At 62.4% G+C, this 19,331-nt stretch carries 16 protein-coding genes; 1 reads left to right on the forward strand and 15 read right to left on the reverse strand.

What is annotated here, in order from left to right:
- Nucleotides 1-23: 23 nt before the first annotated feature.
- Nucleotides 24-737: a methyl-accepting chemotaxis protein gene (locus QRN46_RS29185; RefSeq protein ID WP_371857706.1), complete on the forward strand. Its 714-nt coding sequence runs from the start codon at nt 24-26 to the stop codon at nt 735-737.
- A 54-nt stretch (nt 738-791) separates the two neighbouring features.
- Here the strand turns inward: QRN46_RS29185 and QRN46_RS22350 are convergent, their stop codons facing one another.
- The 15 genes from QRN46_RS22350 to QRN46_RS22420 all read right to left on the reverse strand — a co-directional run bounded on the left by QRN46_RS22350 (nt 792) and on the right by QRN46_RS22420 (nt 19,281).
- Entirely contained in the window at nt 792-1,526 is a 735-nt protein-coding gene (locus tag QRN46_RS22350) for an amino acid ABC transporter ATP-binding protein (protein ID WP_011332058.1), read from the reverse strand.
- A complete protein-coding gene (locus QRN46_RS22355; protein ID WP_007952431.1) occupies nt 1,519-2,478 on the reverse strand; it encodes an amino acid ABC transporter permease in 960 nt (319 codons plus the stop codon). Before QRN46_RS22355 ends, QRN46_RS22350 begins: the two co-directional genes overlap by 8 nt.
- Nucleotides 2,479-2,627: 149 nt before the next feature.
- On the reverse strand, nt 2,628-3,425 hold the full coding sequence (locus QRN46_RS22360; RefSeq protein ID WP_011332057.1) for a transporter substrate-binding domain-containing protein: 798 nt from the start codon (nt 3,423-3,425) through the stop codon (nt 2,628-2,630).
- A gap of 362 nt (nt 3,426-3,787) precedes the next feature.
- Nucleotides 3,788-6,358, reverse strand: a complete 2,571-nt coding sequence (gene mdoH / locus QRN46_RS22365) for a glucans biosynthesis glucosyltransferase MdoH (RefSeq protein WP_221615518.1) — start codon at nt 6,356-6,358, stop codon at nt 3,788-3,790.
- Nucleotides 6,351-8,165, reverse strand: coding sequence for a glucan biosynthesis protein G (locus tag QRN46_RS22370; protein ID WP_011332055.1), 1,815 nt, complete (start codon nt 8,163-8,165; stop codon nt 6,351-6,353). Before QRN46_RS22370 ends, mdoH begins: the two co-directional genes overlap by 8 nt.
- 321 nt (nt 8,166-8,486) lie before the next feature.
- Nucleotides 8,487-8,924 (reverse strand): D-aminoacyl-tRNA deacylase, encoded by a 438-nt coding sequence (gene dtd, locus QRN46_RS22375; RefSeq protein ID WP_011332054.1) that lies wholly within the window; start codon nt 8,922-8,924, stop codon nt 8,487-8,489.
- Entirely contained in the window at nt 8,921-9,892 is a 972-nt protein-coding gene (pip, locus tag QRN46_RS22380; protein WP_007952436.1) for a prolyl aminopeptidase, read from the reverse strand. Before pip ends, dtd begins: the two co-directional genes overlap by 4 nt.
- A gap of 104 nt (nt 9,893-9,996) precedes the next feature.
- A complete protein-coding gene (locus QRN46_RS22385) occupies nt 9,997-10,914 on the reverse strand; it encodes an alpha/beta hydrolase (protein WP_285357273.1) in 918 nt (305 codons plus the stop codon).
- A complete protein-coding gene (locus QRN46_RS22390; protein ID WP_041475116.1) occupies nt 10,914-11,861 on the reverse strand; it encodes a choline ABC transporter substrate-binding protein in 948 nt (315 codons plus the stop codon). Before QRN46_RS22390 ends, QRN46_RS22385 begins: the two co-directional genes overlap by 1 nt.
- Before the next feature lie 190 nt (nt 11,862-12,051).
- The gene (hutG, locus tag QRN46_RS22395) at nt 12,052-12,852 is read right to left on the reverse strand and encodes an N-formylglutamate deformylase (RefSeq protein WP_285357276.1); all 801 of its coding nucleotides are present in this window, start codon (nt 12,850-12,852) and stop codon (nt 12,052-12,054) included.
- A gap of 10 nt (nt 12,853-12,862) precedes the next feature.
- Nucleotides 12,863-14,068 carry an imidazolonepropionase gene (gene hutI / locus QRN46_RS22400; protein ID WP_221615522.1) on the reverse strand — a complete coding sequence of 402 codons (1,206 nt, stop codon included), beginning with the start codon at nt 14,066-14,068 and terminating at the stop codon, nt 12,863-12,865.
- A gap of 226 nt (nt 14,069-14,294) precedes the next feature.
- Nucleotides 14,295-15,827 (reverse strand): histidine ammonia-lyase, encoded by a 1,533-nt coding sequence (gene hutH, locus QRN46_RS22405; RefSeq protein ID WP_011332049.1) that lies wholly within the window; start codon nt 15,825-15,827, stop codon nt 14,295-14,297.
- Between the two features lie 117 nt (nt 15,828-15,944).
- Entirely contained in the window at nt 15,945-17,468 is a 1,524-nt protein-coding gene (hutH, locus tag QRN46_RS22410) for a histidine ammonia-lyase (protein WP_011332048.1), read from the reverse strand.
- Nucleotides 17,469-17,602: 134 nt separating this feature from the next.
- On the reverse strand, nt 17,603-18,433 hold the full coding sequence (locus QRN46_RS22415; RefSeq protein WP_011332047.1) for a quaternary amine ABC transporter ATP-binding protein: 831 nt from the start codon (nt 18,431-18,433) through the stop codon (nt 17,603-17,605).
- Nucleotides 18,430-19,281, reverse strand: a complete 852-nt coding sequence (locus QRN46_RS22420; RefSeq protein ID WP_007952475.1) for an ABC transporter permease — start codon at nt 19,279-19,281, stop codon at nt 18,430-18,432. The genes QRN46_RS22415 and QRN46_RS22420 overlap by 4 nt, the downstream gene beginning before the upstream one ends.
- Nucleotides 19,282-19,331: the final 50 nt, after the last annotated feature.

Genomic DNA, 19,331 nt, shown 5'->3' on the forward strand with positions numbered 1-19,331 from the left:
AGACCGACCAGGTCGCCACCGCCATGAACGAAATGGCCGCCACCGTGCAGGAAGTCGCGCGCAACGCCGAGGAAGCTTCGGAAGCCGCGGTCGCTGCTGATCAGCAGGCCCGTGAAGGCGACAAGGTGGTTGGCGAGGCGATCGCCCAGATCGAACGTCTGGCTGCCGAAGTCGGCCACTCCACCGAGGCCATGGGCGAGCTCAAGCGCGAGAGCGACAAGATCGGCAGCGTGCTCGACGTGATCAAGTCCGTGGCTCAGCAAACCAACCTGCTGGCCCTCAACGCCGCCATCGAGGCCGCCCGTGCCGGTGAAGCCGGACGTGGTTTTGCGGTGGTCGCCGACGAAGTTCGCAGCCTCGCCCAGCGCACCCAGAAGTCCACCGAAGAGATCGAAGAGCTGATCGTCGGACTGCAGAACGGCACCCAGCAAGTGGCAACGATCATGGACAACAGCCGCACCCTGACCGACAGCAGCGTCGAGCTGACCCGGCGTGCCGGTGGTTCGCTGGAAAGCATCACCCGCACCGTTTCGGCGATTCAGGCGATGAACCAGCAGATCGCTGCGGCGGCCGAGCAGCAGAGCGCTGTGGCTGAAGAGATCAACCGCAGCGTGCTGAACGTGCGGGATGTCTCGGACCAGACCTCGGCGGCCAGTGAAGAGACAGCGGCCTCCAGCGTCGAGCTGGCGCGTTTGGGCACCCACCTGCAAACACTGGTGGGCCGGTTCAAGGTGTAAACCGCGCACACAAAAAAATCGCAGCCATTGGCTGCGATTTTTTTTGTCCTGCGTTTAGAGGACTTGCCGCAGGAACGCCTGGGCTCGCGGATCCTTCGGTGCATCGAAGAACTCGGCCGGCGAGGCGTCTTCCAGCAGTTTGCCGTGATCGAAGAACAGCACCCGATCCGCCACTTCACGGGCGAAGCCCATTTCGTGGGTCACGCAGACCATGGTCATGCCTTCCACGGCCAGGTTCTTCATCACGTCCAGCACTTCGCCGACCATTTCCGGATCGAGGGCCGAGGTCGGCTCGTCGAACAGCATGACCTTGGGGTCCATCGCCAGCGCCCGGGCAATTGCCACGCGCTGCTGCTGACCGCCGGACAGGCGCGACGGATATTCGCGGGCCTTCTGGGCGATGCCGACCTTCTCCAGCAATGCCAGAGCCTTGGCCTCGCTTTCCTTCTGGCCGCGCTTGCGCACGACTTTCTGCGCCAGGCACAGGTTCTCCAGCACGGTCATGTGCGGGAACAGATTGAAATGCTGGAACACCATGCCGACTTCGCGGCGGTAGGCGTTGACGTCGGTTTTCGGGTCGGCCAGTTGCAGGCCGTCGATGCTCACCGAGCCGGAATCGAATTCTTCCAGACCATTGAGGCAACGCAGGAACGTCGACTTGCCGGAACCGGACGGGCCGATCACCACCAGCACTTCGCCCTTGGCGACACGGGTGCTGACGTTATCCACCGCGCGCACCACTTGCCCACGGGTGTCGAAGACTTTTACCAGATCGCGGACTTCAATCACTTTGCGCGAGCCTCCGCTCAAGCCGGCTGGCGATTTTCGACAGCGGCAGGTTGATCAACAGGTACAGGCCGGCGACGCAGAACAGGATCTCGAACGGCGAGAACGACGTGGTGATGACTTCACGGCCGCTTTTCAGCAGCTCAGTGATGGCGATCACCGACACCAGCGAAGTGTCTTTGACCAGACTGATGAACTGCCCGGCCAGCGGCGGCAGCACGCGCTTGAACGCCTGCGGCAGCACCACGTGGCGCATCGACTGGCCGGCACTCAGCCCCAGCGAACGGGCCGCTTCGTTCTGGCCGCGGGCAATCGACTGCACACCGGAACGGATGATTTCCGCCACGTAGGCACCGGTGAACAGCGACAGCGCGGCGATCCCGGCGAACTCCCGGGACAGGTTCATCACCGTGCCGATGAAGAAATAGAAAATGAAGATCTGCACCAGCAGCGGCGTGCCGCGCACCAGTTCGACATAGATGGTCGACAGGTCGCGCAGGGTCGGGTTGCTCGACAGCCGGCACAGCCCGGTGGCCAGACCGATCAGCAAGCCCAGCACGCCGGACACCACCGACAGCCAAAGCGTGGTCCACAGGCCCCACAACAGCGGGCCCGCCGCCCAATGCCGGGTCACGCCCACGACGTCGCCTTCGGCCACATCGTCGCCCTGAGCGAATTGCAGGCTGTTTTCGTCGACGGTCAGGTGCTGCTCGTCACCGGCATCGTTGCGCAGGGTGACCTGCGCGCTGCCACCTTTGCGCACCAGTTCGCTGACGGTGGAAATGTCGGTCGCGCGCTGGGTTTCCTCGGCCTGATAGGCGAAGTACTGCGGCACGCGGTTCCAGCGCCATTCGTAGGACATCAGCGACGTGGCGTAATACAGCGCGCCGGCCAGGCCGACCAGCACCAGCACGGTCAGGACGTGCCAGGGCCATTGGGCTTTTTTCTGTTTCATGGGTTTAGCGAAATCCGAAAGTTATGTCGCCGGGGAGGCCGCCTTCGCGGGCAAGTGGAATCGTCGCACCGCCGCTCCCACAGGGAACGCATTCCAATGTGGGAGCGGGCTTGCTCGCGAATGGGGCGACTCGGTCTATCTGACCGGGCTTATTCCATGTCCTTGAGCCACTCGGTGCTCTTGAACCACTTGTCATGGATGCGATCGTAGGTGCCGTCTTCGTGGATCTGGTGCAGGAAGTTGTTGATGAAGTTGAGGCTGTCGTAGTCACCCTTCTTCAGACCGAAGGCCAGTGGCTCGTAGGTGAACGGCTTGTCGAGGAACACCAGTTTGCCGGCGCCGACCTTGTTCACGGCAACGACGTTGTACGGCGCGTCGTAGATGAAGGCGTCAGCCTTGCCGTTGACCACGTCGAGCACGGCTTCCTGCTCGTTGTCGTAGCCGTGGTACTTGGCCTTGGAGATCAGCTTCTTGGCGACCATCTCGCCGGTCGTGCCGAGCTTGGAGGTGATGCGGTAGTCGGCGGTGTTCAGGTCTTTATAGGACTTGATGGTGCCTTCCAGCTCTTTGCGGATCAGCAGGGTCTGGCCGACCACGATGAACGGTTCGCTGAAGTTCAGGCGCAGGTTGCGTTCCTGGGTCAGGGTCATGCCGCTGCCGATCATGTCGAACTTGTCGGTCATCAGCGCCGGGATGATCCCGTCGTAACCGGTGGAGACCAGCTCCAGCTTGACGCCCATGGCCTTGGTCATGGCTTTGAGGATGTCGACTTCGAAACCGATGATTTCGCCGCGCTTGTTGGTCATTTCGAACGGCATGTAGGTCGGATCCATACCGACTTTCAACGAGCCGCGCTTGACCGCGTCGTCGATTGCGCCGGCCTGCGCCGCATTGACTGCAACCAGTGCCGTGACGCCGACCAGCAGCATCGACAGATACTTCTTCATCTTCAAGTCCCCAAAACCATTGCGTTTGCGGCGCGAAAACCGACAGAAATGGACAAGATTGTCCGGGTGCGCCAATTCGGGGACGGATGCTAACGCACTCGATTTTTTGCACAAGGTTTAATGGACGATTTGTTTAACATTCAAGATTTACCCCCTCACCCCAACCCTCTCCCCCAAGGGGGCGAGGGGGAAAGGGAGCCGATCTCCGTCGTTTTCCAGACCAGAGTTCAACTCGGTATCTCACGTCGGCGTAACTCGAACATTCAACCCGGTCAGTCCCCTCTCCCTCCGGGAGAGGGTTAGGGTGAGGGGGGCTTTTCAGCGAGCATAAAAAAACCCCGCCAGTTAGCGGGGTTTCTTCATCAGGCCGGTTGTGCCTGCAAGCTCACCGGCTTGAGCGGCAGCAGCGGCGCGTGGGGATCGGCTTTCACCGAGGCCCGCCAGGCGTCCAGCCACTCGGCGTGACCTTCGGCCCACACCTGCTCGTGCAGACGGGCCAGGGCCACCGGATCGCTCAGCAGTTGCAGGCGATCATGGTTGTTCAGCCCGGCCGGGCCGACCTTGATCGCGTGACGCACGCGTTCCTGACGCAGCCATTCGATCGGCTCGGCCTGACCGTGACGCGAGGTCGCCAGCGAGCACGCCAGGGCGTTCTGCTGTGGATCGACCACGGCGCGGACGAAGCCGTCGTTCAGCGCGTGCCAGCGGTTTTCGTGGGTGTACTGATCGGTGGCCAGCAGCGCCTGTGGCGGATTGTATTCCTCGGGAATGAGGAACAGGCTCTCGTCACGGGACTTCAGGCCCAGGCCCACACGGCTGGAAATCACCGACACCGGAATCGACAGCATCAGCGAACCGACGATCGGCACCAGCCACCACAGGAAGCTCGGGTTCAACCAGATCACCAGCAGCGCCCAGAAGAAGCCCAGCAGGGTCTGCGGACCGTGACGCTTGACCGCTTCGCTCCACGGCGTGGAGTCGTCGTCACGCTGCGGCGAGTTCCACGTCGCGGCCCAGCCGAGGAACGCGGCCAGAACGAAACGGGTGTGGAAAATCATCCGCACCGGCGCCAGCAGCATGGAGAACAGCATCTCCAGCAGCATCGACAGGGTCACCTTGAACTTGCCGCCGAACTCTTTCGCGCCCTTGGCCCAGATCAGGATGATGCTCAACAGCTTCGGCAGGAACAGCAGCACGATGGTCGTCGAGAACAGCGCGATCGCCTTGTCCGGGTGCCATTGCGGCCATAGCGGATAGAGTTGACGCGGTTCGAGGAAGTACTGCGGCTCCATCAGCGTGTTCACCGCCAGCAGCGCGGTCGACAACACCAGGAAGAAGAACCACAACGGCGCCGACAGGTAAGACATCACGCCGGTCAGGAACACCGCACGGTGCACCGGGTGCATGCCTTTTACCAGGAACAGACGGAAGTTCATCAGGTTACCGTGGCACCAGCGACGGTCACGCTTGAGCTCGTCGAGCAGGTTCGGCGGCAGTTCTTCGTAGCTGCCCGGCAGATCGTAGGCAATCCACACGCCCCAGCCGGCACGGCGCATCAGCGCCGCTTCAACGAAGTCGTGAGAGAGGATCGCACCGGAGAACGCACCCTTGCCCGGCAACGGCGCCAGGGCGCAGTGGTCGATGAACGGCTTCATGCGGATGATCGCGTTGTGACCCCAGTAGTGGGATTCACCCAACTGCCAGAAGTGCAGACCGGCCGTGAACAGCGGACCGTACACGCGAGTGGCGAACTGCTGCATGCGTGCATACAGCGTGTCCATGCCCGAAGCGCGCGGCGCGGTCTGAATGATGCCGGCGTCTGGAGTGGCCTCCATCAGGCGTACCAGACTGGTCAGGCATTCGCCGCTCATGACCGAGTCGGCGTCGAGTACGACCATGTACTTGTAGTCGCCGCCCCAGCGACGGCAGAAGTCGTCGAGGTTGCCGCTCTTGCGTTTGACGCGACGGCGACGGCGGCGATAGAAGATCTTGCCGAAGCCCTTGGCTTCGCGGCAGACGTCCAGCCAGGCCTGCTGCTCGGCAACGCAGATGTCGGTGTCGTTACTGTCACTGAGGACGAAGAAGTCGAAACGGTCCAGGTCACCGGTAGCGGCGACCGACTCGAACGTCGCACGCAGACCGGCGAACACCCGAGGCACGTCTTCGTTGCAGATGGGCATCACCAGTGCGGTGCGCGCATCCTTCGGAATCGGCTCGTTGCCGGCACTTTTACCGGAGATCCGGTATTTATCGTGGCCGGTGAGCAATTCGAGGAAGCCCATCAGCGCAGTCCAGAAACCGGCCGACACCCAGCAGAACAGAATCCCGAACATGATCAGGATGCTGGTCTGCAGCGCATACGGCAGCACTTGCGTGGCGGTTTGCAGCAGCGGTTGATGCAGGACTTCTTCCAGATCGACGAACGACCAGCCCTGGTACGGCATGATGCCTTTCATGTACCAGCCGGCGACGATGGTCTGACCCAGCATCAGCACCAGCAGAATGTAGCGACGGATCGAACCGACCGTGCGCCAGCGCGCCGCCGGCAGCACGTTGGCGTCCTTCGGCGGTTGCGGCGGGTTGGTCCGGCCGGTCAGGCGGCGCCAGCCACGCACCAGAATGTTGGTGCGCCACGGCTCCGGCACGACCTTGGTCCGACGGATCGGCGGCGTGGCCTTCATGCTGACCCGACCGCTGGCGTCGAGCACCAGCATTTCCGCGTCTTGCAGCTCTTCGGCGGTGCTCAGGATCAGGCGCTGGCCCACCGAAGCCTGGGCGGCTTCGGTCGGCGCGTCAAAGGTCTTGGACGACAGGCGTTCATGCAATTCGCTGAAGGACTGGCAGCCCGCGAGTTCCGCGCGCTGCTCGTCGGTCATCGGCAGATGCGCCAGGTACTCGGACAGAGTCTCTGGCTGTACTTGAGAGTTACTCATCGGCAGGCAACTGATAGCTCCAGGTCTCGGTCAGGACTTCTTCAGTCGGTGCCGATTCCGGTGTGGCTGGGGCCGCGTCCGCAGCGGCTGGCTGCTTGGCGTCTTTGTTGGCCTTGTCCTTGGCATCTGCAACCGGCTTGGCGTCGGCCTGTTTGGCCTCGGCGGCCTTGGCTTCCTTGTCGGCTTTCTCTTGTTGCTTGGCGGCAACCTTGTCGGCTTTGGCCACCGACGAGTTGGACGTCGGCACCGAAGACTTGGCCAGATCAGCGGTGACCACTGGCTGCACCAGTGCCGCGCGCATCTCGGTGGACTTGCTCGGGTCCTTGATCTTCATCCGCAGGGTCAGGCGCCAGCCTTTGGTTTCCGGGTTGTAGCGCACGCTGTTTTCGACCAGTTCGGCGTTGTCGCCGACGCTGACCTGGCTGCGAACGTCTGCATCCGGGGCCAAAGCGGCCAGGGACGGGCCTTCGAAGTCGACCAGGTACGCCACGCTGCCATCCGGCTGACGGATCAGGTTCGATTGCTTGACGTCACCGGTCGAACGCAGGGTCTGGTTGACCCAGGCGCTGTCCGGCGCGTGCAGCGCGGCTTCGTCGATGGTCCAGTGCATGCGGTAGGCGAAGTCCAGCGGCTGGCCTGGCTCCGGCAGTTTTTCCGGGTTCCAGAACGCAACGATGTTGTCGTTGGTTTCGTCCGCAGTCGGGATTTCGACCAGATCAACGGTGCCCTTGCCCCAGTCGCCCTTCGGCTCGATCCAGGCGCTTGGGCGCTTGTCGTAGCGGTCGTCGAGGTCTTCGTAGTGGCTGAAATCACGGCCACGTTGCAGCAGACCGAAACCACGCGGGTTCTCGACGCTGAACTGGCTCACAGCCAGATGTTTAGGGTTGTTCAGAGGGCGCCAGATCCACTCGCCGTTGCCGGCATGGATCGACAGACCGCTGGAGTCGTGCAGTTCGCGACGGTAGTTGAGCACTTTCGACGGCTGGTTGGCGCCGAACAGGAACATGCTGGTCAGCGGCGCGATGCCGAGCTTGCCAACCTTGTCACGCAGGTACATCTGGCCCTTGACGTCGACAATGGTGTCGCTGCCCGGACGCAGGATCAGACGGTAGGCGCCGGTCGCACGTGGCGAATCCAGCAGGGCGAAGATCACCAGGTGCTTGTCGCCCGGCTTCGGCTGCTGAATCCAGAACTCGCGAAAACGCGGGAATTCTTCGCCGGACGGCAAGGCGGTGTCGATTGCCAGACCACGGGCCGACAGACCGTAGGTATGCCCCTTGCCGACAACGCGGAAGTAGCTCGCGCCCAGCATGGTCATGATTTCGTCTTGCTTGTCAGCCTTGTTGATCGGGTACAGCACACGGAAACCGGCGTAGCCCAGTTGTTCGGTGGCCTTCGGATCGAACTGCAGGTCGCCGAAATCGAAACGGCTTGGATCGTATTTGATCTCTTCGACGGTGTTCGCGGTGATTTCGTTGATTTTCACCGGCGTATCGAAGTGCATGCCCTGGTGATAAAAGGACAGCTTGAACGGGGTCTTCTGGTCGGCCCATTCGGCTTTTTCGGTGCGGAAACGAATCTTCTGATAGTCCGCGAATTTCATTTCACGGAATTCGTTCGGCAGGTTGCTGCGCGGGGCTTCGAACTTCTGCCCGGCCAGCTCTTTGGCCTTGGCCGACACATCGTCAAGATTGAATGCCCAAAGCTGGCCGGCGCTGAGCAGGCAGAGTACTGCCGAGCCCGCTACCAGAGCGCTGCGCAAGCGTTTGGCAGACAATTTTGCTGCATTACAGGGACTAACAATCACGAGCAACCCTCGCCGAAAACAGATCAATAAACCAACGGCCAGATGAAGTGCCTGTGAGGGATTCGGTACAAAAAAACCGATCTTTCAGGGCACCCTTGCCAAGTTGGCGAGCATTGTTCCGACTCCGCTGGGTCAAAATGATTCCCCAATCGGATCCGGACAAGTCTCTACCTAAGTCAAAATGGACCAACGAACGCTGATCCCCGTAGCGCGCGATTATCTAGTAGCCCGCGTGACAACGCATCAGGGGTAACAAAGTATTTATCGCGAAAATTTCCTGTTTTCAGTCGAAAAGCCCTTAAAAAGATGTTTCAAGCGCTTTCATGTCTGTAACAGGAAGGTTACCGGGCCATCGTTGACCAGGTGCACCTGCATATCCGCGCCGAATCTACCTGATGCCACTGTGCCATGCATCTGTTTCGCTCTGCTTAATAGATAGTCGAATAATTTTTCGCCCAGCGCCGGAGGGGCGGCGGTCGAGAAACTCGGGCGCAACCCGCTTTTGGTGTCGGCGGCGAGGGTGAACTGAGAGACCAGCAGCAACCCGCCGCCCACATCCGCCAAGGACAGATTCATCTTGCCCTCGGCGTCGCTGAACACTCGATAGTTAAGCAGCTTATGCAGAAGTTTGTCGGCGCTGGCCGGCGTGTCGTCGGGTTCTACCGCCACCAGCACCAGCAAACCCTGATCGACACTGCCAACCACCTCGCCCGCCACTTCGACCCGCGCGCCTTTCACGCGCTGCAACAGACCCTTCATGCTTCTTCGGGCGGCAGGTCGAGCAGACGACGGGCCATTTTGCTGGCGGCGCGCACCAGTGCATCGGTGATGCCCGGTTCGGACGCGGCGTGGCCGGCATCGCGGATCACCTGCAGCTCGCTGTTCGGCCAGGCCTGATGCAGTTCCCAGGCGTTGTCGAGCGGGCAGATCACGTCGTAGCGGCCGTGGATGATCACGCCCGGCAGATGGGCGATCTTGCCCATGTCGCGGATCAGCTGGTTCGGCTCAAGGAACGCATTGTTGGTGAAGTAGTGGCATTCGATCCGCGCGATCGACAAGGCGCGCTGCGGCTCGGAGAAACGGTCGACCACCAGCGGATTCGGCCGCAGGGTCGCGGTGCGCCCTTCCCAGGTCGACCAGGCCTTGGCCGCGTGCATCTGGGCGATCTGGTCGTTGCCGGTCAGGCGTTTGTGGAACGCGCTGAGCAGGTCGTCGCGCTCGTCCAGCGGAATCGGCGCGAGGTAGTCCTGCCAGTAATCGGGGAACAGACGGCTGGCGCCGGCCTGGTAGAACCATTCGATTTCCTGCGGACGGCAGAGAAAGATCCCGCGCAGGATCAGGCCATGTACGCGCTCCGGATGGGTCTGCGCGTAGGCCAGCGCCAGGGTCGAACCCCAGGAACCGCCGAACAGCACCCATTTGTCGATGCCCAGATGTTTACGGATGCGCTCGAGGTCTTCGACCAGATCCCAGGTGGTGTTGTTTTCCAGACTGGCGTGGGGCGTGGAGCGACCGCAGCCGCGCTGGTCGAAGGTGACAATGCGATACAGATTCGGATCGAAGTAACGGCGACTCTGGGCGTCGCACCCGGCGCCGGGACCTCCGTGGATGAACACCACCGGCAAACCCTCCGGTGAACCGCTTTCGTCGACGTACAGCGTATGGGTGTCATCGACGGCCAGATCGTGCCGTGCGTGAGGTTTGATCTGCGGAAACAAAGTCTGCATTGCGCGCTCCGTAAGGGGTCGAGGTCATCCCTGGGGGGACTTCTATTATTCTGCCGTTCGGCATCATAAACCCGATTTACGTCAATGAGCATGCCCGTGCGCTGTCACATTTTGTCAGCCATGAACCCCAGCAGGTTCTCAAAGAGACGATCGACCTCGGCGACCTGATGTCGCGCCCGCAGGCAGCCGTGAACCAGCCCTTCGCCGTAATACAGCGCCGCGTCGACGCCCGCTGCGTTAAGCCGTTCGGCATAGCACACGCCGTCGTCACGCAGCGGATCGAACTGCGCCACGGCGATCCAGGCCGGTGGCAAACCGCTGAAGTCCCCGGCCAGCAATGGCATCGCATAGGCGTTCGGCTTCGCGGTGCCGCGCAGGTACAAGGCGTGATAACAATCGACATCGCTGCTGGCGAGCAACGGCGCATCGGCGCATTCGCTGCGCGACGGTAACTGTGCGTCGCCACCCAGCCCCGGATAGATCAAGACCTGCGCGCCCGGCAGCGGCTCGCCGGCATCGCGTAGCGCCAGGCACAGCGCCGCCGCCAGATTGCCGCCGGCGCTGTCGCCCGCCACCAGCATCCGTCCGGGATCGAACCAGAACGGTCCGCTGCGCAACGCGCGCCAGACGCTCAGGCAATCCTCGAAACCGGCCGGGAACGGGTGCTCCGGCGCCAGCCGGTAATCCACCACCACCACCATCGCCCCGAGCGCCATGGCCAGCTCGCAGCAGATGAAGTCATGGGAATCCAGCCCGCCGACCACCCAACCGCCGCCATGCAGATACAACACGCACGGCCAGCCACTGGCCGATGGCCGGACAGGCGGGCGATACGAACGCACCGCCACCCCGCTCAACTGAAAATCCACCACCTCAAGGCCCGCCGGCCGTCCGGGCGTGAAGGCGCGGCACATGTCGTCATAGGATTTGCGCAATCCGCCGAGGCTGCTGTCATCGCTGGCGAAGCTTTCGGTTCTGGCGACGAACGCCGCCATCGACGGCGAGAGTGGATAAGTGCCCATCAGTTTTTCAGGCTGGCCTGAACCGTGGCCACGCCGTCCTTGCCATCGAAACTGCTGACACCCGCCAGCCAGCGTTGCAGGTCTTCGGGATGCTCGCGCAGCCAGGTTTTCGCCACTTCCTGTGGTGTCTTGCGCTCCATGATCGGCACCATCAACTGGCTTTCCTGGGCGGCGGTGAAGGTCAGGTTTTCCAGCAGACGATGGACGTTCGGGCAGCGCTCGGCGTAGTCCGGCGCGGTGACGGTGGACACGGTGGCGGCGCCTTCGTTCGGGCCGTAGACGTCTTCGCTGCCGGTCAGGTAGGTGATTTTCATGTTGATGTTCATCGGGTGCGGGGTCCAGCCGACGAACACCACGAATTCCTTGCGGTTCACCGCTCGTTGCACGGCGGCGAGCATGCCGGCCTCACCGGATTCGATGATCTTGAAATCCTTCAGGCCGAAATGGTTGGTTTCGATCATCGTCTTGATCGTGGTGTTGGCGCCGCTGCCGGGCTCGATGCCGTAGATTTTGCCACCGAGCTGATCCTTGAATTTCGCGATGTCGCCAAAGGTCTTCAGCCCTGCCGCCGCCACATAGTCCGGAACCGCCAGGGTCGCCTGGGCGTCGGCCAGGCTGGGCTTGTCCATGACCTTGACCTGATTGGCGGCGAGGAACGGCGCGATGTTCTTGTCCATCGCCGGTTTCCAGTAGCCGAGGAAGATGTCCAGACGCTTGTCGCGGATGCCGGCGAAGATGATTTGCTGCACGGCGCTGGTCTGCTTGCTTTCGTAGCCGAGGCCGTTGAGCAGCACGTCGGCCATGCCGCTGGTGGCGATCACGTCGGTCCAGTTGACCACGCCCATGCGCACGGTTTTGCAGGAGGCATCGTCGGAGGCCATGGCGCCGGCGCTGAGCAGCGCACTGCCGGTGAGGATTAACGCACAACGAGTGAACAGTTTTTTCATGAGGGATCGTCTCGTGCGGCAGCGGATTATTGTTCGGATCGGTGTCTTCTTGCACCGTGGTCGAAACATTACGCAGCGGACGAGCGGGAAAAGCGAACTGAGGCGACCGGGATTTGCACGGTGGCGACTTCTCCCGATCGTTCCCACGCCGAGGCGTCGAACCGTCTGCGTGGGAACGATCAGAGCAGACTCAGTTGTAGTGGTTTTTGCCCCAGGCGAGCAGCCCTTCCAGCAGTTCCTTCAACACAACCCGCGTCGGCTCCGCCAGATCGGCGCGGTAGCGGAACGGTTCGAACTCTTCCATGTAGGTGCACTGGCCCAGCTCCAGTTGCACGGCGTGGATGTTCTCGGCCGGGTTGCCGTAGTGACGGGTGATGTGGCCGCCCTTGAAGCGTCCGTTCAGCACATGGCTGTAATCGCCATGGCGTGCGCAGATGGCTTCCAGTTGCGTGGCCAGCTGTGGATCGCAACTGGCGCCATTGAAGGTGCCGAGGTTGAAGTCCGGCAGCTTGCCATCGAACAGGTGCGGGATCACCGAACGGATCGAATGCGCATCGAACAGCAACGCGTAACCGAACTCTGCCTTCAGCCGCGCCAGCTCTTCCTGCAAGGTGCGGTGGTACGGCGTCCAGATTTGCTCCAGATAGGTCGCGCGTTCTTCTTTCGACGGCTCCTGGCCTTCCTTGAACAGCGGAATGCCATCGAACAGCGTCGCCGGGTACAGACCGGTGGTGGCGCCGGCGTACAGCGGCTTGTCGTCGGACGGCCGGTTCAGGTCGATGACGAAACGCGAGTATTCGGCCGCCAGAGTACTGGCGCCCAGTTCGGCGGCGAAATCGTAGAGCTGCGGAATGTGCCAGTCGGTGTCCGGCAGGCTTTTCGCGTCCGCGATCAACCCGGCCTCGACCGCCGGGGTCAGGCGCACACCGGCGTGGGGCATGCTGATCAGCAGCGGCACGCGACCTTGTTTGAAGTTCAGAACCTTATCCACAACCGCTCTCCTACAGACTTGATTCAACGCCGTGACGCACGACGCGTTTGTCCAGTTCACCACCCAGCCAGTACGCCAGATCCGCCGGGCGGTCGATCTGCCAGGCGACAAAATCCGCGACCTTGCCGACTTCCAGCGAACCGTGGGTCTCGGCCATGCCCAGGGCTTGTGCCGCATGAATGGTCGCGCCGGCCAGGGCTTCTTCCGGGGTCATGCGGAAACAGGTGCAGGCCATGTTCAGCATCAGGCGCAACGACAACGCTGGCGAGGTGCCGGGGTTGAGGTCGCTGGCGATGGCGATTTTCACTTTGTGTTTGCGCAGGGCTTCCATCGGCGGCAACTGGGTTTCACGCAGGAAGTAGAACGCGCCCGGCAGCAACACCGCGACGGTGTCGGACTCAGCCATGGCGATGGCGTCGGCTTCGTCCATGAACTCCAGGTGATCGGCGGACAATGCGTGATAACGCGCGGCCAGGCTGGAGCCGTGCAGCGACGACAATTGCTCGGCGTGCAGCTTCACCGGCAGACCGAGTTTTTGCGCGGCGATGAACACCCGCTCGACCTGCTCCGGCGAAAACGCCAGGTATTCGCAGAAGGCATCCACCGCATCCACCAGGCCTTCGGCAGCCAGCGCGGGGAGCATTTCGGCGCAGATGTGATCGATGTAATCATCGGCGCGATCCTGGTACTCCGGCGGCAAGGCGTGGGCGGCCAGGCAGGTGCTGCGCACGCTGATCGGCAGCTCGGCGGCGAGGCGACGGATGACCCGCAGGATCTTGCGCTCGCTGGCCAGATCGAGGCCGTAGCCGGATTTCATTTCGACCGTGGTCACGCCGTCGCGCATCAGGCTTTTCAGACGTTTGGCGGCGCTGGCGAACAGCTCGTCTTCCGAGGCCTCACGCGTGGCACGCACGGTGCTGGCGATGCCGCCGCCGGCCGCTGCGATTTCGGCATAGCTGACGCCTTGCAGGCGCTTCTCGAACTCGCCGCTGCGGTTGCCGCCGAACACGGTGTGGGTGTGGCAGTCGATCAGGCCGGGAGTGACCCACGCGCCTTGCAGGTCATTGACCGCCGGGTATTCGCCTGACGGCAATTGGCTGCGCGGGCCGATCCACTCGATGAGTGCACCGGACGTCACGATGGCCGCATCCTCGATGATCGAGTAGACGCCTTGCGCCATGGTTGCGACGTGGCAGTGTTGCCAGAGGGTTTTCACTGTGAGCCTCCGTTGGATTCTGTTCGGTGGGCAGCCTTCAAAAGCCCCCTCACCCTAACCCTCTCCCGGAGGGAGAGGGGACTGACCGCGTTGTTCTTTCGAGGTACATCGACCTGAAATACCGAGTCGAACTCAAGTCTGGAAAATCATGAAGATCGGCTCCCTTTCCCCCTCTCCCCCTTGGGGCGGTCCGACGTTTCGGGAGGGTTGGGGTGAGGGGTGGCTCTTACAGGCTCGGCAGCAGTTTCGCCGGGACCAGTTCAGTCAAGATGCGCGAAGCCAGCAGCTCGGTCGCCGCGTTGATATCCGGCGCGAAGAAGCGGTCCTTCTCGTAGAACGGCACTTCGCGACGCAGAATCCCACGGGCCTGTTCCAGTTTGGCCGAGGTCTTCAGGCCGTTGCGCAGGTCCAGGCCCTGCACCGCCGCCAACCATTCCACCGCGAGGATCCCGCGGGTGTTCTCGGCCATTTCCCACAGGCGCTTGCCGGCAGCCGGGGCCATGGAGACGTGGTCTTCCTGGTTGGCAGAAGTCGGCAGGCTGTCCACCGAATGCGGATGGGACAGCGCCTTGTTTTCGCTGGCCAGGGCCGCAGCGGTCACTTGGGCGATCATGAAACCGGAGTTCACGCCACCGTTGGCCACCAGGAACGGCGGCAGTTGCGACATGTGCTTGTCCATCATCAGCGAGATACGGCGCTCACTCAGGGAACCGATTTCGGCAATGGCCAGCGCCATGTTGTCAGCGGCCATGGCCACTGGTTCGGCGTGGAAGTTGCCGCCGGAAATCACGTCGCCTTCGGCCGCGAACACCAGCGGGTTGTCGGATACGGCGTTGGCTTCGATGGCCAGCACTTCGGCGGCCTGGCGGAACTGAGTCAGACACGCACCCATGACTTGCGGCTGGCAACGCAGCGAATACGGGTCCTGAACCTTCTCGCAGTTCTGGTGCGAGTCGGAGACTTCGCTGCGCTCGCCCAGCAGATCGCGGTAAGCGGCAGCGGCGTCGATCTGGCCTTTCTGGCCACGGGCGGCGTGGATGCGCGCATCGAACGGCGAACGCGAGCCCAGCACCGCTTCCACCGTCAGACCGCCCAGCGCCAGCGCGCCGGCGAACAGGTCTTCACCTTCGAACAGACCACGCAACGCGAATGCAGTGGAAACCTGAGTACCGTTGAGCAGCGCCAGACCTTCTTTCGCCGCCAGCGTCAGCGGCGTCAGACCGGCGACTTTCAGCGCTTCGGTCGCATCCATCCACTCGCCCTTGTGGCGCGCCTTGCCCTCGCCCAGCAGCACCAGCGACATGTGCGCCAATGGCGCCAGGTCACCGGAGGCACCGACCGAGCCTTTCAACGGAATGTGCGGATATACCTCGGCGTTGATCAGGGCGATCAGCGCATCGATCACCACCCGACGGATGCCGGAGAAACCACGGCTGAGGCTGTTGACCTTGAGCACCATGATCAGGCGCACCAGCTCATCGCTGATCGGCTGGCCGACGCCGGCGGCGTGGGACAGCACCAGCGAGCGCTGGAGGTTTTCCAGGTCTTCGCTGGCGATGCGGGTCGAGGCCAGCAGGCCGAAACCGGTGTTGATGCCGTAGGCGGTGCGGTTTTCCGCGAGGATCTGCTCGACGCAGGCCACGCTGGCTTCGATCTGCGCGCTGGCGCTGTTGTCGAGGGTCAGCTTGACCGGGTTCTGATAAACGTCACGCAGTTGGGCCAGGCTCAGTTGGCCGGGGATCAGGTTCAGCGCAGTCATTTAAATGCTCCTTTTGAGGCATTGTTATTAACTACCAGTCGCTCCGGAGCATTCCGTTATCCGTCGCCTCTCGTCTTTTGGACGATCCGCGCCTTGGCACGCTGGTATGGGTAGTTGTCAGTGCAGATTCGGTAATGCGTTGTGCAGCAGATCCGGGTCTTTCAGAACGCTTGCAGCAGCGGCGATGTCCGGCGCCAGCCAGCGGTCCTGATCGTAGGCCGGGACTTTTTCGCGCAGCAGTCGCCAGGCGGTATCGGTGCCGGCGCCGAATCGCTGTTCCTTGAGAAATTCAAACGCCTGGGCCGCCAGCAGGTACTCGATGGCGAGGATCTGCGTGCAGTTTTCCAGCGCGCGATGCAGCTTCAGCGCGGCGTTGGTGCCCATGCTCAGATGGTCTTCCTGCAGGCCCGAGGTGACGTAGTTGTCTAGCACCGCCGGTTGCGCCAACTGGCGGTTTTCCGCGCACAGCGACGCGGCGACGTATTGCACGATCATCATCCCGGAGTTCACCCCCGGATTGGCCACCAGAAACGCCGGCAGACCGCTGACGTGCGGGTTGATCAGGCGATCCAGACGCCGCTCGGCAATCGAGCCGATTTCGGCCATCGCAATCGCCAGCAGATCCGCCGCCAGCGCCACCGATTGTCCGTGCGGGTTGGCCTGGGACATGACACGGAAGTCATCCGGCGTGCCCAGCAGCAACGGGTTGTCGGTGCAGCCGTTGAGCTCGGTTTCGATCTGTTTGATTGCGTGTTCCAGTTGATCGCGGGCGGCGCCGTGCACCTGTGGGATCGAACGGATGCTCAAGGCATCCTGAGTGCGAATGCCTTTGCTCGACGCAATCACTTCACTGCCATCGAGCAAGGCGCGCAGATTGACGCCGACCTGCTGCATGCCCGGATGCGGTTTGAGCGCAATGATCTCGGCATCGAACGCGGCGATCTGGCCACGCTGGGCCTCGAAGCTCATGGCGCCGATCACGTCGGCCCATTGCAGCAGGCGCGTGGCGTCGGCGATCGCCAGGCAACCGAGGCCGGTCATGCACGGCGTGCCGTTGACCAGACACAGACCGTCCTTCGCCCCGAGCTGCACCGGTTGCAGGCCCTCTTCGGCCAGCGCCTGCTGCGCGCAAACCACTTGCCCGCGATAGCTGACATTACCCACGCCCAGCAGCGCGATGCCGATGTGCGCCATGTGGGTCAGGTAACCCACCGAACCCTGGGACGGCACTTGCGGGGTGATGCCGCGATTGAGCAGCGCCAGCAGCGCTTCAACCACCCGGCGATGAATGCCGGATTTGCCGTGGCTGTAGTTGCGGATCGCGGCGCACATGATTGCCCGGGTCTGCTCGTCGGCCAGGACCGGACCGACGCCGCAGGCATGGCTGAGCAAGGTGTTGCGCGACAGCTGACTGAGCTGCTCGTCTTTCAGCGAGACGTTGCACAGCGCACCGAGCCCGGTGTTCACGCCATAGGCGCGTTCGCCGCTGGCGACGATACGCTGGACGATGCCCTGCGCGTTTTCAATGCGCGCCCAGGTCTGCGCCGACAGCTCGAGCTGCGCGCCGTGACGGGCGACTGCGACCACATCCTGCCAACGCATCGGAGCGTCGGCGATAACGATTTTTTCAGCCTGGGACATCTAAAACCTCATCCGAACATTGATGCAGCTTTGCCGACGCTATCGCGAGCAGGCTCGCTCCCACAGGAGACCGCATTCCAACTGTGGGAGCGAGCCTGCTCGCGATGGGGCCGGCCCAGCCAACACAAATCTGTTTAAACCACCGCCGCCCGCCGCTGCACGAAGCGGTCGACATACTCGTCCGCCGGCGAATGCAGGATCTCTTTCGGCGTGCCGACCTGGATCAGGCGGCCGTCCTTGAGGATCGCGATGCGGTTGCCGATGCGCACGGCCTCGTCGAGGTCGTGGGTGATGAAGACGATGGTCTTGTGCAGGGTCTTTTGCAGCTCCAGCAACTGATCCTGCATCTCGGCGCGGATCAGCGGATCCAGCGCACTGAACGCTTCGTCCATCAGGATGATGTCGGTGTCCGCCGCCAATGCCCGGGCCAGACCCACACGCTGGCGCATGCCGCCGGAGAGCTGGTGCGGGTATTTGTTTTCGTAGCCCTTGAGGCCCACGGTGTTGATCCAGTGCAGCGCGCGCTCGGCGCACAGTTGCTTGCTCTCGCCGCGCACTTTCAGGCCATAGGCGACGTTGTCGAGCACGGTCTTGTGCGGCAGCAGACCGAAGCTCTGGAACACCATGCTGATCTTGTGCCGGCGAAATTCGCGCAAGGCGTCCATGTCGTATTGCAGGATGTCCACACCGTCCACCAGGATCGCGCCGCTGGTCGGGTCGATCAGGCGGTTGAAGTGGCGCACCAGGGTCGATTTGCCGGAGCCGGACAGGCCCATGATCACGAAGATCTCGCCGGTGCCGATGCTCAGGGACAAGTCGTTGACCCCGACCACGCAACCGGTTTCGTTCAGCACCTGATCCTTGGTCTTGCCCTGGCCGACCATCGCCAGAGCGTCCTTGGCGCGGTTGCCGAAAATCTTGAAGACGTTTTTGACTTCGATCTTGCTCACGGTTGCGTTGCTCATTTGCTCACCTCATGCCGTGGCCGACCATACGCCTGGGTAATGCGGTCGATGACCACTGCGAGAATCACGATCGCCAGACCGGCCTCGAGACCGCGTCCGACGTTGAGGGTCTGAATGCCCACCAGCACATCTTCACCCAGGCCACGGGCGCCGATCATCGAGGCGATCACCACCATCGACAGGGCCATCATGGTGGTCTGGTTGATCCCGGCCATGATGCTCGGCAGGGCCAGCGGCAGTTGCACGCCGAACAGTTGCTGCCAGCGGTTGGCGCCGAAGGCGTTGATCGCTTCCATCACTTCGCCATCGACCTGGCGGATGCCCAGATCGGTCAGACGGATCAGCGGCGGCGCGGCGTAGATCACGGTGGCGAAAATCGCCGGCACCTTGCCCAGGCCGAACAGCATCAGCACCGGAATCAGGTACACGAAGCTGGGCATGGTCTGCATGATGTCGAGCAGCGGCATCAGCACCGAACGCAGGCGATTGCTGCGCGCCGAGAGAATCCCCAGCGGTACGCCGATCAGTACCGAAATGACCGTCGCCACCATCATCAGCGCGAGGGTCTGCATCAACTTGTCCCACAGGCCGACGGCGCCGACCAGGAACAACAGACCGACGATCACGGCGGTGGTCACGACTTTGCGCGTTGCGTGCCAGGCCACGACACCGACGATGGCCAGCATCAACCACCACGGCGCGGCGCGCAGCAGGCCTTCAAGATTGACGATGGCCCACAGCAGGGTGTCGGAGATATGGCGGAACACATCGCCGTAGTTGGTGACCAGCGCATCGACCCAACCGTTGACCCAGTCGGCGATGGAAAAGGTAAAGCTTTCGGGAAACATAAGCGGCTCTCAATCAGGAAACTCAATCAAGCGATTGCGGCGAACACCCC

Origin of the sequence: Pseudomonas sp. lyk4-R2A-10 (assembly GCF_030209075.1) — a bacterium.
GTDB classification, from domain to species: Bacteria; Pseudomonadota; Gammaproteobacteria; order Pseudomonadales; family Pseudomonadaceae; genus Aquipseudomonas; species Aquipseudomonas glycinae.

Bases quoted from the DNA above. Each gene is read 5' to 3' on its own strand.
- QRN46_RS29185 (WP_371857706.1), top strand. From the start codon at position 24: ATGAACGAAATGGCCGCCACCGTGCAGGAAGTCGCGCGCAACGCCGAG.
- QRN46_RS22355 (WP_007952431.1), bottom strand. From the start codon at position 2,478: ATGAAACAGAAAAAAGCCCAATGGCCCTGGCACGTCCTGACCGTGCTG.
- QRN46_RS22360 (WP_011332057.1), bottom strand. From the start codon at position 3,425: ATGAAGAAGTATCTGTCGATGCTGCTGGTCGGCGTCACGGCACTGGTT.
- mdoH (WP_221615518.1), bottom strand. From the start codon at position 6,358: ATGAGTAACTCTCAAGTACAGCCAGAGACTCTGTCCGAGTACCTGGCG.
- dtd (WP_011332054.1), bottom strand. From the start codon at position 8,924: ATGAAGGGTCTGTTGCAGCGCGTGAAAGGCGCGCGGGTCGAAGTGGCG.
- pip (WP_007952436.1), bottom strand. From the start codon at position 9,892: ATGCAGACTTTGTTTCCGCAGATCAAACCTCACGCACGGCACGATCTG.
- QRN46_RS22385 (WP_285357273.1), bottom strand. From the start codon at position 10,914: ATGGGCACTTATCCACTCTCGCCGTCGATGGCGGCGTTCGTCGCCAGA.
- QRN46_RS22390 (WP_041475116.1), bottom strand. From the start codon at position 11,861: ATGAAAAAACTGTTCACTCGTTGTGCGTTAATCCTCACCGGCAGTGCG.
- hutH (WP_011332049.1), bottom strand. From the start codon at position 15,827: ATGACTGCGCTGAACCTGATCCCCGGCCAACTGAGCCTGGCCCAACTG.
- hutH (WP_011332048.1), bottom strand. From the start codon at position 17,468: ATGTCCCAGGCTGAAAAAATCGTTATCGCCGACGCTCCGATGCGTTGG.
- QRN46_RS22415 (WP_011332047.1), bottom strand. From the start codon at position 18,433: ATGAGCAACGCAACCGTGAGCAAGATCGAAGTCAAAAACGTCTTCAAG.
- QRN46_RS22420 (WP_007952475.1), bottom strand. From the start codon at position 19,281: ATGTTTCCCGAAAGCTTTACCTTTTCCATCGCCGACTGGGTCAACGGT.